The organism is Streptomyces sp. NPDC051018 (assembly GCF_044456085.1).
Lineage (GTDB): Bacteria > Actinomycetota > Actinomycetes > Streptomycetales > Streptomycetaceae > Streptomyces.
Map to the genome: position 1 here is coordinate 67,596 of NZ_JBITFN010000018.1, position 13,569 is coordinate 81,164.

Here is a 13,569-nt window from a genome sequence, read left to right on the forward strand (position 1 = left end):
TCGGGGGCGCCGGGACCGGGCACGAAGGGAGCGGGCGCCGGGCCCCCGAACGGCGGGCGGCGGTCCGGCCCGGCTGAGACGGAACGCCCGCTGCCCCGGGATCCGGCCGACCAGCAGGCCTGGGAGGGCGAAGACCCCCTGGAACCCGCCGGCGTCCCCGGCGGCGGTGACACGAACGGGGACCTGCCCCGGACGGACGAAGCGGGCACGGGCCGCAGCGGTGAACCCCGCAGCGGATCCGTCCACCCCGAGCAGCCGGTTCCGGACGAGCCCTCCGGCTGACCCCGGTCCGGGCGGCCCGGCTCGTTGTCGCCACCCCGGGCCGAGGGGGTCGCCCGACTCGCATCCCGTACGGGACCGGGGCAGCCTGGAGATGCGTTCCTCCCCGCGAGCCGGGCGTTGCGGCGGGCGCGCTGCCCCCTGGTTCACGCGGCCGGGCACAGGCATCGGGCCTTCGGCGCGGGCGGCCCGGGTCGGCGGCCCCGGTACAGCACCGGCCCGGGAAGGCGGCCGGGAACAGCGCACGGACCGTGCGGAGAGCGAGGGATCACCGTGAACAGGACCGATGAGCACGCCGAACCCGTGACGGTCACGATCAGCGGCTGCACCAAGGAGGACGCCCATACCGTCTTCCAGGTGCTGAGGAGGTCGTACGCCTGCGACCGCGCCGCCGCCGACCGCCCGGAGTACGTCTCCGAGGGGCATACGACCGTGTGGACGGCGACCTTCGACGTGAGCGACACCGTCCCCGGCGGCGGGGCCGGACCCGTATCGCTCACCGACGCCGTCGAGGCGGAGATGCAGGGCGGCTACTGGGCCGTCGACCGGATGACGGAAGCGCTGGCCGCGTCCTTCGACGTACGGCAGGAGGGCACCGCGGCCGGTGACCAGGAGAAGGACGTCCAGCTGCGGCTGGTGAGCCGGGCCGCGTGACCCGTCCGCCGCGTTGCGGGACGGCCCCGGGCGCGGGACCGTCGAAGAGCCGACCGAGCCGGACGCCGGCGCCCGGACGGGTTCGGGCGGTCGGGCGCGCAGGTCCCGACGCATAGCCGTACCACATCCGAGGAGGACATCCCCATGCCCATCGCCACGGTGAATCCGGCCACCGGTGAGACGCTCCGGACCTTCGACCCCCTCGGGGCCGAGGAGATCGAACGGCGCCTCGCACTCGCCCGGACCGCCTTCGAGCAGCACCGCACCACCGACTTCGCCACCCGCTCCCGGCTCCTGAACCGCGCCGCCGATCTGCTGGACGCCGACGAGGACCGCATCGCCCGCGTGATGACCACCGAGATGGGCAAGCCGATCGCGGCGGCCCGCGCCGAGGCCGCGAAGTGCGCCAGGGCGATGCGCTGGTACGCCCGGCACGCGGCGGAACTCCTCGCCGACGAGCACCCCTCGGCCGCCGACGTCCAGGACTCGGGCGCCGCCCGGGTGACTGTGCGCTACCGGCCGCTCGGGGTGGTGCTGGCGGTGATGCCGTGGAACTTCCCCCTCTGGCAGGTTGTGCGCTTCGCCGCACCGGCCCTGATGGCGGGCAACACCGGACTGCTCAAGCACGCCTCCAACGTGCCGGGGACCGCCTTGTACCTGGAGGATCTGTTCCGGCGCGCGGGCTACCCCGAGGGCTGCTTCCAGACCCTGCTGGTGGGGTCGGCGGCGGTGGAGGGCATTCTGCGCGACCGCCGGGTGGCCGCCGCGACCCTCACGGGCAGCGAGCCCGCGGGCCGGTCCGTGGCAGCGGTCGCGGGCGACGAGGTGAAGCACACGGTCCTGGAACTCGGCGGAAGCGATCCGTTCCTCGTGATGCCGTCGGCCGATCTGGACGGGGCCGCCGCCACCGCCGTCACGGCACGGGTGCAGAACAACGGCCAGTCCTGCATCGCCGCCAAACGGTTCATCGTCCACACCGATGTCCACGACGCCTTCTGCGAACGCTTCACCGCGGGTATGCGGGCACTCGTCCTCGGCGATCCCCTGGACGAGTCCGTGCAGGTGGGCCCGCTCGCCACGGAGAAGGGCCGCACCGATCTGGAGGAACTCGTCGACGACGCCCTCAGGCACGGAGCCAGGGCCCTGTGCGGCGGCGGCCGCCCCACGCCCACGACCGGGTCCGCGGCCGGCGGCGGCAGCGGTACGCACGGGGACGCACACACGACCCTGGACAAGGGCTGGTACTACGAGCCCACCGTCCTCACGGAGGTCGACGAGCGGATGCGTATCCACCGCGAGGAGGCCTTCGGACCGGTGGCCACCGTCTACCGCGTCCCCGACCTCCCCGCGGCGATCGCCCTCGCCAACGACTCGCCCTTCGGCCTCAGCTCCAACGTCTGGACCCGCGACGAGGACGAGATGGCCCTGTGCGCCCGGGACATCGAGGCCGGGGGCGTCTTCTTCAACGGGATGACCGCCTCCCACCCCGCGCTGCCGTTCGGCGGTGTCAAGCGGTCCGGCTACGGCAGGGAGCTGTCCGCCCACGGCATCCGGGAGTTCTGCAACATCACGACGCTCTGGTACGGCCCCGGGCACTGACCCCCGACGGACCCCGCAAGGACCCGTCAGGACTCCTCACGGACCCCACAAGGACTCCTCCATGAACGCAGTCACCACCACCGCCGGTACCCGGCTCACCGGCACCGAACTGGCGGCCCTCGACGCCCACTGGCGTGCCGCCAACTACCTGGCCGTGGGCCAGATCTATCTGATGGCCAATCCGCTGCTGACCGAGCCGCTGCGGCCCGAGCACATCAAACCCCGGCTGCTGGGCCACTGGGGCACCTCACCCGGCCTCAACCTCGTCTACACACACCTCAACCGGGTCGTCTCCGGGCGCGGCCTGGACGCCCTGTGCGTCTGGGGTCCCGGCCACGGCGGGCCCGCCGTGCTCGCGGGTTCCTGGCTGGAGGGCACGTACTCCGAGACCTATCCGGACGTGAGCCGGGACGCCGAGGGCATGGAGCGGCTGTTCCGGCAGTTCTCCTTCCCCGGCGGGGTGCCCAGCCATGTGGCCCCCGAGACACCGGGTTCGATCCACGAGGGCGGTGAGCTGGGCTACTCCCTGAGCCACGCCTACGGAGCCGCGTTCGACAATCCGCATCTCCTCGTGGCCTGTGTCATCGGCGACGGGGAGGCGGAGACCGGGCCGCTGGCCACCTCCTGGCACTCCAACAAGTTCCTCGACCCGGTCCACGACGGGGCCGTGCTCCCCATCCTCCATCTCAACGGCTACAAGATCGCCAACCCGGCCGTCCTCGCCCGTCTCCCGGAGGCCGAACTCGACGCACTGCTGCGCGGCTACGGCCATGAACCCATCCATGTCACCGGTGACGAGCCCGAGGCCGTCCACCGCGCGATGGCCGCCGCGATGGACCGGGCCCTGGACCGGATCGAGGAGATCCAGCGCGCGGCCCGCAGGGACGGCGTACGGCAGCGGCCGCACTGGCCCCTGATCGTCCTGCGCACGCCCAAGGGCTGGACGGGACCCGCCACCGTCGACGGCAACCCGGTGGAGAACACCTGGCGCTCCCACCAGGTGCCGCTGGCCGGGGTACGCGACCATCCGGAGCATCTGCGCCAGCTGGAGGCATGGCTCAGGTCCTACCGTCCCGGGGAACTGTTCGACGCGACGGGCCGCCCGCTGCCCCAGGTGCTCGGCTGCGTCCCCACCGGCACCCGGCGGCTCGGTGCCTCACCCCACGCCAACGGCGGAGTCCTGCTGCGCGAACTGCCCCTGCCCGGCCTGGACCGGTACGCCGTCGAGGTCGACAAGCGGGGGGCGGGCACCCATGAGCCCACCCGGGTCCTCGGCTCCCTGCTCGCCTCCGTGATGGCGGCGACCGCCGAGCGCCGTGACTTCCGGGTCGTCGGCCCCGACGAGACCGCGTCCAACCGGCTCGACGCGCTCTACGAGGCCACCGGCAAGGCGTGGCAGGCCGGGACCGTGCCGACCGACGAGCATCTGGCCCACGACGGACGGGTGATGGAGATCCTGTCCGAGCATCTGTGCCAGGGCTGGCTGGAGGGCTATCTCCTCACCGGCAGGCACGGGCTGTTCTCCTGTTACGAGGCGTTCGCCCATATCGTCGACTCGATGGTCAACCAGCACATCAAATGGCTGAAGACCTCCCGCCGTCTGCCGTGGCGCCGGCCCATCGCCTCCCTGACCTATCTGCTCACCTCCCACGTCTGGCGCCAGGACCACAACGGCTTCTCCCACCAGGACCCCGGCTTCGTCGACCACGTCCTCAACAAGAGCCCCGAGGTGGTCCGCGTCTACCTCCCACCGGACACCAACACCCTGCTGGCCGTCGCCGACCACACGCTGCGCAGCCGCGACTACGTCAATGTGATCGTCGCGGGCAAACAGCCCTGCCCCGACTGGCTCACCATGGACGAGGCACGCGCCCACTGCGCCCGGGGCGCCGGGGTGTGGGAGTGGGCCGGCACCGAGAACAACACGGCGGGTGGCAGGGGGCCCGATGTGGTGCTCGCCTGCGCCGGGGACGTACCCACGCAGGAGACCCTGGCCGCCGCGGAACTGCTCCGCCGTCACGCGCCCGGGCTGTCGGTGCGGGTCGTCAACGTCGTCGACATCGCCCGGCTGCTGCCGCAGCGGGAACACCCGCACGGCATGCCGGACTTCGAGTACGACGCCCTGTTCACCCGGGACAAGCCGGTGATCTTCGCGTACCACGGCTATCCCTGGCTGATCCACCGGCTCGCCTACCGCCGGGCGGGCCACCCCCATCTGCATGTCCGCGGCTACAAGGAGGAAGGGACTACCACCACACCGTTCGACATGGTCGTCCGCAACGATCTGGACCGGTACCGGCTGGTGATGGACGTCATCGACCGTGTTCCGGGGCTCGGGGTGCGCGCCGCCGCCCTGCGCCAGGCGATGGCCGACGCACGCTCCCGTCACCACATCTGGATCCGTGAGCACGGCACGGATCTGCCCGAGATCGCGGACTGGACGTGGAGCGGCTGACCGCCCCGGACCGTGCCCGCCCCGGAGGCGAGAGGCGCCCTTGAGCCCTCGGTCCCTGCACTACGGCGCCCACGACCGGGCGGCCTCGGGCTCGCTTGTCCCTGGCCGCCGCCCGGGCTGACCCTTCGGGCTCGCCACGGTGATCTCGGTGAGCCGCGGCGCCCCGCCCGGCCCCGGAGCGGCGGCGGGTGTCGGACCCGTTGACGCGGTCCCGGGCGGCGTCACCGGGGAGTGATCACACGGCGTGCGTCGGTCGCCGGGTATGGTGCCGCGCCCCCGGGCAGCGTCTCGCCGGCGTCTCCCCGGCGCGCGGAACGTGGTCAGCGGCCGCCGGGCCCGCCGCGGAAGGCGCTGATCGCGGGGGTCGCGCTCTCCCGGCCGGACGCTTCCTCACCGGTGACCGGGAGCGCGACCGCGCCGGGCCCCGCGGTGGCCGGGGCGTCCAGCGGCCGGATACGGGCGTCCGGGTCGATCCAGTTCACCGGGACGGGATCGACGAACGCCTCGGCGTGGGAGACATGGCCGCGCGGTTTGACCGACGACGGCAGCGGATCCCGGATCAGGGAGCCCTCCGGCAGCCCGCACGCGTACAGCAGTTTCGCCGTCTCCTCCACGAACATCACCGGTCCGCAGAGATAGACGCGCTCACCGGCCCAGTCCCGGCGTCCGCGCAGATGGGTGTGCAGCCGTTCCGCCGCGCGTATCTCGCCCTCGCCGCGCTCCTGGTACCACCAGTACGCGCTCAGACAGGGATGATCGCGCAGCAGGTCGTCGAGGGACGCGCCGTCGTAGAAGTGCGCCTCACCGCGGGCCACGGCGTCGATACGGATCCGGGGCGCCGGCCGGCGGCGCAGCAGCTCGTCGAGGACCGACTTGACGGGCGCCCACCCCGTACCCGCGGCGATGAGGGTGACGGCCGGGGTGCCGGGCGGCGGGGTGAGCGCGGATCCCGAGGCCGCGCCGAGCCGCAGGGTCCGGCCGGGCTCGGTGGCGTCGCACAGCACATTGCTGAGCAGCCCGTCCGGCACCCGGCCGACATGGAATTCGAGTATCCGCTCCCGGTCGGGACCGGCGGCTCCGCCCGCCAGCGAGTAGGGCCGCCACACTCCCGGCAGCTCGGGGTGCTCGATCGTGGCGTACTGGCCGGGCAGCCAGGGGTACGGGGTGCGGACGGCCGCCCGCACCACGGCCGTGTGGTCCCCGTGCAGCCGGTGGGAGAGGACCGTGGCGCTCCAGAACGCGGGCTCGTGCGCGGCCGCCGCCCGGCGCGCACCGGCCGCCATCAGCGCCGCGACATGTCCGTACACCCGCAGCCAGGCCGACTCCGTCCGCGTGTCCCACCGGTTCGGGCTGTGCTGGCGGACGGCGGCGACCAGGCTCGTACCCACCGCCGCGTAGTCCTCCTCGACGATCCCGAATTTGCGGTGGTCCCGGCCGAGCTCCTCCAGATGGGCGGGCAGCCCGGGATGGTCCAGATGCTCCACCACATGGACCAGCGTGGTGAAGAGCCGTTCGTACTGATCGTCCATCAGGGCCGGGAACAGCGGTCTGAGATGCGGATGGTTGGCGAAGAGGTGCGCGTAGAAGTACCGGACCACATGTCCGGCCCGTCTTCTGACCCGCTCCAGACTCGCGCCGACCAGGGCGATGTCGTGGCGGGCGGTGCTGTCGTCGTCCATGTGGTTCCCCCGGGGCCGCACGTTCCGTGCGCCGACTGAACGCACGAGTAGTGCCGAGCGAGCGCACCGTATCAACTCACGGGGGAGGATGAGCCGTTGAATGCTAAATCTGTTCCGGATATGTTCCGGCCGGGGCGAAATCGCCGTCCCGGCCGGAACGTCCGTACCGCTGTCCGGGGTCCGCGCCCGGTGGCGGATTTGTCAGATGCCCTGCCAGGCCGGCTTGGTCGCGTAGGTGGCGCGGAAGTAGTCGGCGAGTTTCAGCCGGGAGGCCGCGGCCTCGTCGGCCACCACGGTGGCGTGCGGATGGAGCTGCAGCGCCGAGGCGGGTACCAGGGCCGACAGCGGGCCCTCGACGGCGAGCGCCAAGGCGTCCGCCTTGCCCTCGCCGGTGGCCAGCAGCACCACATGGCGGGCGTCCAGGATGGTGCCGATCCCCTGCGTGATCACATGGTGCGGGACCTCGTCGAGGCTGTTGAAGAACCGGGCGTTGTCCCGGCGGGTCCGCTCGGTGAGGGTCTTGATCCGGGTGCGGGACGCGAGGGAGGAGCACGGCTCGTTGAAGCCGATGTGCCCGTCGCCGCCGATGCCCAGCAACTGGAGGTCGACACCGCCGGCGTCCGTGAGCGCGCGGTCGTAGGCGGCGCAGGCCGCCGCCACGTCCTCGGCGGCGCCGTCGGGACCCATGAACGAGGACTCGGGCAGACCGAGCGGTTCGACGAACTCCCGCAGGACCACCGAGCGGTACGACTCCGGGTGGCCGGGCGGCAGGCCCACGTACTCGTCGAGCTGGCATATCCGCGCCGCGGACATGGACACCTCGCCGGCGCGGACCTTGGTGGTAAGGGCTTCGTAGACGGGTAGCGGTGTCGACCCGGTGGCCACCCCCAGCAGGGCATCGGGTTTGCGTCGCAGCAGCTCGGCCATGGCTTCGGCGATGAGTTCCCCGCCGGAGGCGGCATCCGGAACGATGACAACTTCCACGGTCGTCCCTGTCTCTTGCACTCTGTGCGTGACCCCGTGTCCGCACAATGGTGTAGACCAATCTACCCCAGCTGGGGACTCTTAAGCGTGTAGCGGCCAAACACCATGGCGGGCCGGCTGTCCGGCGCCGTGGGCACCGGCCGCCGTCGGGCGTCCGGGCCCGCCCCGCCCTTGACCGGCCACGGAGCCGCGCACCCGCGGTCCGCCGCCGTCATGTCCGGCGCCGCGCGGCCCGGAGCCGAGCGGTCCGGGGCGGTCCCGGGGCTGTGGCCGGGAGCGGCCCGTCCGCCCGCCCGCCGGCGCCCGGATCAGCCGCCGAGGCGGTCGTAGAACTCCTTCTGCGCCGGATAGTACGTCTCGAACGAGGGCAGCCCGGCGCCCTGGTACGAAGCGGTGAACATGTCCAGGTAGTACTCCCATCCGGGGCCGATCTCGCCGAGCCCCGTCCCGTTCTCCCGCGACAGATGCTGGATCAGCTCCACCGTCGTCAGACCGTCCGCCTCCGACAGCAGTGCCTCCAGATGCCAGGCCCCGGCCTCGTCCGCCGTGCTGACCGCGAGCCGGCGCGGCGGCTCGCACACCTCGACGGCCACCTCGGACCAGGGCGTCCCCTCCTCGAACCCCATCCTCACCTCGATGGTCCGGCCCGGTCCCGCCTCCCCCTTCCAGGCGCCGAACCAGCGCGCGGTCCGCCCGGACTCGGTCAGATGCGCCCAGACGTCCGTCAGGGAGCCGTGGATCGTGCGGCTGAGCACCAGGTCGCGGCCGCCCTCGGTGTCCAGTAGCCGGCCTGTCGGTTGGGGGGACGTCATGGCTCTCTCCTCCGGGATCGATGCGCCGTCACGCGAGGGCGCCGACGATCCCACAGTAGGGTCCGCCACTGACAACGGGCGGACCGCGCGCGTCCGCGCGGTCCGCCCGACTGCCCGTCCACCTGCGCTTTCCGGCGGCTCCGGTCACGCGCCGTGCCGACGGGCGCAGTTCGCCCGCGGCGCCGTGTCCCGCCGTACCGGTTCACGCGGTCCGGTCCGCGCCCGCAGCGGTGGCCGCCGCCGGCCGTCCGCACCGGGAGACCGCCTCCCTCGCCGGCCGTCGGCAACCGGTGCCGCATCCGGCGCCGTCGTGAGGCCGGTGACGTACTGGCGCGCCGCCTCCGGCGACCCCGACAATCGTCGCTCTGGAGCGCGATCGGCGGCACGGACAGGGGGGCACCCGAACATGTCACAGGCCCGCACCGGAACATCCGGCGCCACGTCCCCGGAGCGACGGCCGGAGCTGGACGCCATCCGGCTCCTCGTGGTCGTCGGCCTGGTCTTCTTCCACTCGGCGCTGGTGTTCGACGAGCGGGACGACTTCTACGTCAAGAACGACGAGACCACCGGACTCACCATGATCGGCGCCGGGCTCGGGGTGGTCTGGGCCATGCCCGCGCTCTTCCTCATCGCGGGGCTCGGCACCTGGTACTCGCTCCGCAAACGTGGTCCGGGCGGCTTTCTGCGGGAGCGACTGCTGCGACTGGGCGTCCCGCTCGTCTTCGCCCTGCTCACGATCATGCCCGTGCCCCAGTGGCTCCGGCTGCGCGCCGCCGACCCCTCGTACGACGAGTCCTACGCCCGGTTCCTGCCGCGCTTCTACGATGTGCGCTTCGATCCGGGAGCCTTCCCCTTCGTGGTCCAGGGCGAGCACTTCGAGACCGGGCATCTGTGGTTCGTGGTACTGCTGCTGGCCTTCTCCCTGCTGCTCGCCCTGCCCGCGTACGCGCTGCGGGGCGGAGCCGGCGCCCGGCTGCGCGATGGGGCGGCGAAGGCGGTGGACAGGCGTGGTGTCGTCCTGCTGCCCGCCCTGCCGATCGCGCTGATCAGCGCGCTGGTGGGCCTGGAGGAGTCGTACGGCGGCTGGAGCCGCTGGGCGTATCTGCTCTTCTTCGTCTGCGGGTTCGCCCTCGCCGCCGACGACCGGTTCCGGGCCGTCATGCGCCGGGAGGCACTCCTGGCGGCCGGGGCCGGCGGAGTGCTGTTCCTGGCGGCGCTGCCAGGGTTCCTCACCCAGGACGACCCGTTCACCGCGATGACCCCGCTCGCCGTCGCGGCCCGTACGTTCTTCGGTCTCACCGGCTGGTTCTGGCTGGTCGCGATCCTCGGACTGCTCGACCGCCACCTCCTGGCCCGCCGTTCACCGCCCCGTCCCCCGTCCCCGCCCGACGGAGAGCGGAGCGGGCGACAGCGTGTGTACGCGTATCTGGGGGCCGCGGTCCTCCCGTTCTACGTCCTCCACCAGCCGGTCGTCGTCGCCGTCGCGTACGGGGTCGTCGGCTGGGACTGGCCGATGCTGCCCAAGTACCTGGTGATCGTCCTCGTCTCGCTGGTCCTCACGACGACGGTGTACGACCTCCTCGTACGGCGCACCCGGGTGACGCGCTTCCTGTTCGGCATGCGCGGCTGAGGGCGGGGCGCGGACGGCACGGACCCGGGGCAGGGCGGCCCGGGTCCGGGCTCAGGCGCTGGCTCCGCCGTCGACGACCAGATCGTGGCCGACGGCGAAACCCGCCTCCTCGGACGCGAGCCAGAGCACGGCGGCGGCGATCTCGTCGAGTGTGCCGACCCGTCCGAGCGGGATGGAGGGCGCGAGCCGCTCCCCGCGCTCCCCGGGGCTCTCGCCGGGCAGGAGGGACATCGGCGCGTCGCTGGCCCCGGGGCTCACCGCGTTGATGCGGACGCCGTCGCCGATGTGGTCACGGGCGGCGGCCCGCGTCAGCGCGCTCACCCCGGCCTTGGAAGCCGCGTACGCGGCCAGCATCGGCTTGCGCAGATGCGTACCGATGTTGGAGGACGTGTTGACGATCGCGCCGCCGCCCCGGGCGCGCATCTGCCGGATCTCGTACTTCATCGAGAGGAAGACCCCGGTGACATTGACGTCCAGCACCTCGCGCCAGGTGTCGGTGTCGAGGTCGGCGAGGGGGCCCGGACGGCCGAGGATCCCCGCGTTGTTGTGGGCGACGTCGAGCCCTCCGCGGCGCTCGGCGACGGTCTCCACCAGTCGGACCACGTCCTCCTCCACCGTCACATCGGCCGTCACCGGACTCGCCAGGCCGCCCTCCTTCTCGATCAGCTCGACCGTCCCGGCCAGGGCGTCGGCGCCCCGCCCGGCCACCACGACGGCGGCGCCCTCCCGGGCGAAGGCGCGCGCCGTCGCACGCCCGATGCCCGTTCCGCCGCCGGTGACGAGTACGACCTTGCCGTGGAATCGATGGGTGTTCACGGGTTCTCCTTCGAGGAGGTCATAATTGAACGATCGGTCTAGTATTCGGCCACAGAAAAGCGGCGCAGGCGCCGAAGGCGGGATCAGTTGAGTACGGACAGGGCGACCGCGGCCGTGTCGCGCAGCCGGGCCGGGTCCTGCGAGCCCATGCCCATGACGCGGATTCCCTGGAGCAGCGTGAGCAGGAATCGGGCCAGCGCCCGCGGGTCCTTGCCCGCGGACAGCTCTCCCTGGGCGCGTGCGCGGGCCAGCGCCGAGGTGAGGGTGCCCTCGACGAAGTCCCAGTTCGCCTCGACCCGCCGGGCCGCCGTCCGGTCGTGCGGTGCCAGTTCGACGGCCGTGTTCACCACCATGCAGCCCCGGTGCAGGGTGTCCCGGGCGGCCTCGTCCGCGTAGCGCTCGACGAGGGCGCGCACGGCGGGCAGGACGGGGCCCGGCCGGGAGAGCAGTCCGACGAAGTCGACGCCGTTCTCCAGATAGCGGTCGTACGCCTTGAGGTACAGCTCCCGCTTGCTGCCGAACGTCGCGTAGACACTCGCGCGACCGATCCCCAGGTGCTCGACGAGATCGGCCATCGAGGTCGCCTCGTACCCCTTGTGCCAGAACAGCTCCATGGCCCGCTGAAGCGCCGCGTCCGGATCGAACTCCTTGGTTCTCGCCATGCCGGTGACGATAATCCTTACTGGAACGAGCGGTCAAATAAGAGTCGTGTGTTGATCCATGCTCCGGATTCCCGGGCAGGGCCGGCCGCGGGGCTCGGGCCGGGGGCAGACGGGGGAGGGGCCCGGTGGTCAGCGGACCTCGACGAGCCGTGCGAAGACCACGACATTGCCGTCGTAGCCCGCCTTCTTCGAGTACGTACCCCCGCAGGTGATCAGACGCAGCTCCGGCCGGGGCCCGTCGCGGTACACGCGGTCGGCGGGGAAGGCCGTCCGGGCGTACAGCTCCACGCCGTAGACGGCGAACACGGCCGTACGTCCGTCCTCGCGCAGCACCTCGATACGGCTGTCCCGTTTCAGCGTGCCCAGGAGATAGAAGACGGCCGGTCCGAGAGTGTTGTCGACATGGCCGACGACGACGGAGGTGCCACGCCCGCCCGGAGCGGCCGCCCTCGTGTACCAGCCCGCCAGATTGGCGTCCGCGAGCGGAGGTGCCTCGATCGAACCGTCCTTCTCCAGGCCGACCCCCGTCAGCGGGGCGTTCAGCTTGATCGACGGGATCGTGAGCCGGCGGGGTGGGGAGTGGGGGAGGGGACCGGGCGCGGGCGGCAGCGCGGCGGCCTCGGGGCGCGCCGAGGCCGCCGCCGCGGGACGGGCCGGTCCGCCGCCGCCCGTTTCGGCGCGCAGCAGGAAGACACCGAGCAGCAGCAGGCACAGCAGAGTGCACCATGTACCGCGTCGCGAGGCCGGCTGCATGGCGTACCCGTATCCGTACCCGCGCGCCGCGTCAGACGCCGTCCCCGGCACGGCGGCGGCGCAGCAGGAGTACGACTCCGCCGCCTACCGCGCCCGCCACCAGGGTGGATCCCACGGCGATCTGAGCCGGGCTCAGCCCGGAGAGACTGCCACCGGCGCCCGCTTTCACCCCACCACCGGGCTTCACGGGGCCGGGCGGCTCGTGCGTACCGGTTCCGGTGTGCGTTCCGCCGCCCCGGTGGGAGTCGGCGATCACGATGACCGCCGAGCCCCGTTCGCCCTTGCAGTCGAAGGTGATCTCGTACTCGGCTCCGGGCTCGGCGTCCTCGACGACCCTGGCCGTCGCCGGGAGTCCTTCGGTCAGGGTCACGGTCTCGAAGACGCCCGAGGACGCGGTCACGGTCGGGGACTCGCACTCCGTCGCATTGAGCGTGACGGACTCACCCGGCGCGACCTGCTCGGGTGTGACGGTGAAACCGAAGGAGGTGATGTCGTTCCCCGTCCCCGTCCCCGTCTCCGTCTCCGTCTCCGTCCCCGTCTCCGTTTTCGTCCGCGTCCCCGTCTCCGTCCATGTCCCTGTCCCTGGCCATGCTCCCGTGCCGGTCCCGGCTTCCCTGCCGGTGCCCGTCCCGGATCCGTGCTCGGATTCCGGGCGGGTCTTCGCCCCGGCGTCGGAGCCGGGTGGGACCTCGTCCTCGCGGCCCGCCGCATCCGGCCTCCCGGGCGCCAACTCGTCCGCGAACCCCGATCCGTCTCCGGCTCGGTGGTCTTCTCCGGCCCCGGCCCCGGCAACGGTTTCGTCTCCGGCCCAGGCACCGAGCTTGTCCTCGGCACCGAGCCGGTCCTCGGGGCCGAGCTTGTCCTCGGCACCGGGTCCGTTCTCCGTCCCGCCCAGGCCACCGACCGGTGCGGGGACCGGTACGGGCTCCGCCGCGGCGGTGGGTACTCCCACTGCCAGAGCCGTGGCGCCGAGGAGGGCGAGGGAGGCAAGCGAGGCGAGGGAGGCACGCCGTATGGCCCGCATGGTCAGGTCTCCGATGGTAGGAAATGACCCCGTCGAGACCGACGCTAGGAGGGCTCCGCCAGGGCTGCCACCGGTGGTGGGCCGAACGGTCGCCGGGACGTTGCGCGAGGCTCCGGAAGGTGCTCCCCCTACCGGGCCGTCCGGGCGACGATCCGACGGCGCCCGGGGCGGCCGCCGTCGGATCGTCGCCCGGCCCGTCCGCCGTATCGGGCGAACGGCCGA

General features: G+C 72.5%; 11 protein-coding genes. 4 read left to right on the forward strand and 7 right to left on the reverse strand.

All coding sequences use genetic code 11. The features are described 5' to 3' along the window. Positions 1–552: 552 nt before the first annotated feature. The 3 genes from ACIBCM_RS26865 (at position 553) to ACIBCM_RS26875 (ending at position 4,987) form a co-directional block, all read left to right on the forward strand. Positions 553–933 carry a hypothetical protein gene (locus tag ACIBCM_RS26865; RefSeq protein ID WP_399247482.1) on the forward strand — a complete coding sequence of 127 codons (381 nt, stop codon included), beginning with the start codon at positions 553–555 and terminating at the stop codon, positions 931–933. Positions 934–1,077: 144 nt separating this feature from the next. After that, positions 1,078–2,532 carry an NADP-dependent succinic semialdehyde dehydrogenase gene (locus tag ACIBCM_RS26870; protein ID WP_399247483.1) on the forward strand — a complete coding sequence of 485 codons (1,455 nt, stop codon included), beginning with the start codon at positions 1,078–1,080 and terminating at the stop codon, positions 2,530–2,532. 61 nt (positions 2,533–2,593) lie between these two features. After that, the gene (locus ACIBCM_RS26875) at positions 2,594–4,987 is read left to right on the forward strand and encodes a phosphoketolase (RefSeq protein WP_399247485.1); all 2,394 of its coding nucleotides are present in this window, start codon (positions 2,594–2,596) and stop codon (positions 4,985–4,987) included. 320 nt (positions 4,988–5,307) lie between these two features. On the opposite strand, the gene ACIBCM_RS26880 is transcribed toward ACIBCM_RS26875, so the two are convergent. From ACIBCM_RS26880 to ACIBCM_RS26890, 3 genes are all read right to left on the reverse strand, one after another. Further along, positions 5,308–6,666, reverse strand: coding sequence for a globin domain-containing protein (locus tag ACIBCM_RS26880; protein ID WP_399247487.1), 1,359 nt, complete (start codon positions 6,664–6,666; stop codon positions 5,308–5,310). A 201-nt stretch (positions 6,667–6,867) separates the two neighbouring features. Beyond that, positions 6,868–7,650 (reverse strand): glucosamine-6-phosphate deaminase, encoded by a 783-nt coding sequence (nagB, locus tag ACIBCM_RS26885; protein ID WP_399247489.1) that lies wholly within the window; start codon positions 7,648–7,650, stop codon positions 6,868–6,870. A gap of 308 nt (positions 7,651–7,958) precedes the next feature. Further along, positions 7,959–8,462, reverse strand: a complete 504-nt coding sequence (locus ACIBCM_RS26890) for an SRPBCC family protein (RefSeq protein WP_399247491.1) — start codon at positions 8,460–8,462, stop codon at positions 7,959–7,961. A 406-nt stretch (positions 8,463–8,868) separates the two neighbouring features. Between ACIBCM_RS26890 and ACIBCM_RS26895 the strand changes: the two genes are divergently transcribed. Then, the gene (locus ACIBCM_RS26895) at positions 8,869–10,092 is read left to right on the forward strand and encodes an acyltransferase family protein (protein ID WP_399247493.1); all 1,224 of its coding nucleotides are present in this window, start codon (positions 8,869–8,871) and stop codon (positions 10,090–10,092) included. 51 nt (positions 10,093–10,143) lie between these two features. Here ACIBCM_RS26895 and ACIBCM_RS26900 read toward each other — a convergent pair whose 3' ends face one another. The 4 genes from ACIBCM_RS26900 to ACIBCM_RS26915 form a co-directional block, all read right to left on the reverse strand. Beyond that, positions 10,144–10,908: an SDR family NAD(P)-dependent oxidoreductase gene (locus ACIBCM_RS26900; protein WP_399247495.1), complete on the reverse strand. Its 765-nt coding sequence runs from the start codon at positions 10,906–10,908 to the stop codon at positions 10,144–10,146. Positions 10,909–10,991: 83 nt separating this feature from the next. After that, on the reverse strand, positions 10,992–11,570 hold the full coding sequence (locus tag ACIBCM_RS26905) for a TetR/AcrR family transcriptional regulator (RefSeq protein WP_399247497.1): 579 nt from the start codon (positions 11,568–11,570) through the stop codon (positions 10,992–10,994). Between the two features lie 129 nt (positions 11,571–11,699). Next, the gene (locus ACIBCM_RS26910) at positions 11,700–12,323 is read right to left on the reverse strand and encodes a class F sortase (RefSeq protein ID WP_399247499.1); all 624 of its coding nucleotides are present in this window, start codon (positions 12,321–12,323) and stop codon (positions 11,700–11,702) included. A 31-nt stretch (positions 12,324–12,354) separates the two neighbouring features. Further along, positions 12,355–13,347 (reverse strand): hypothetical protein, encoded by a 993-nt coding sequence (locus ACIBCM_RS26915; protein ID WP_399247501.1) that lies wholly within the window; start codon positions 13,345–13,347, stop codon positions 12,355–12,357. Positions 13,348–13,569: the final 222 nt, after the last annotated feature.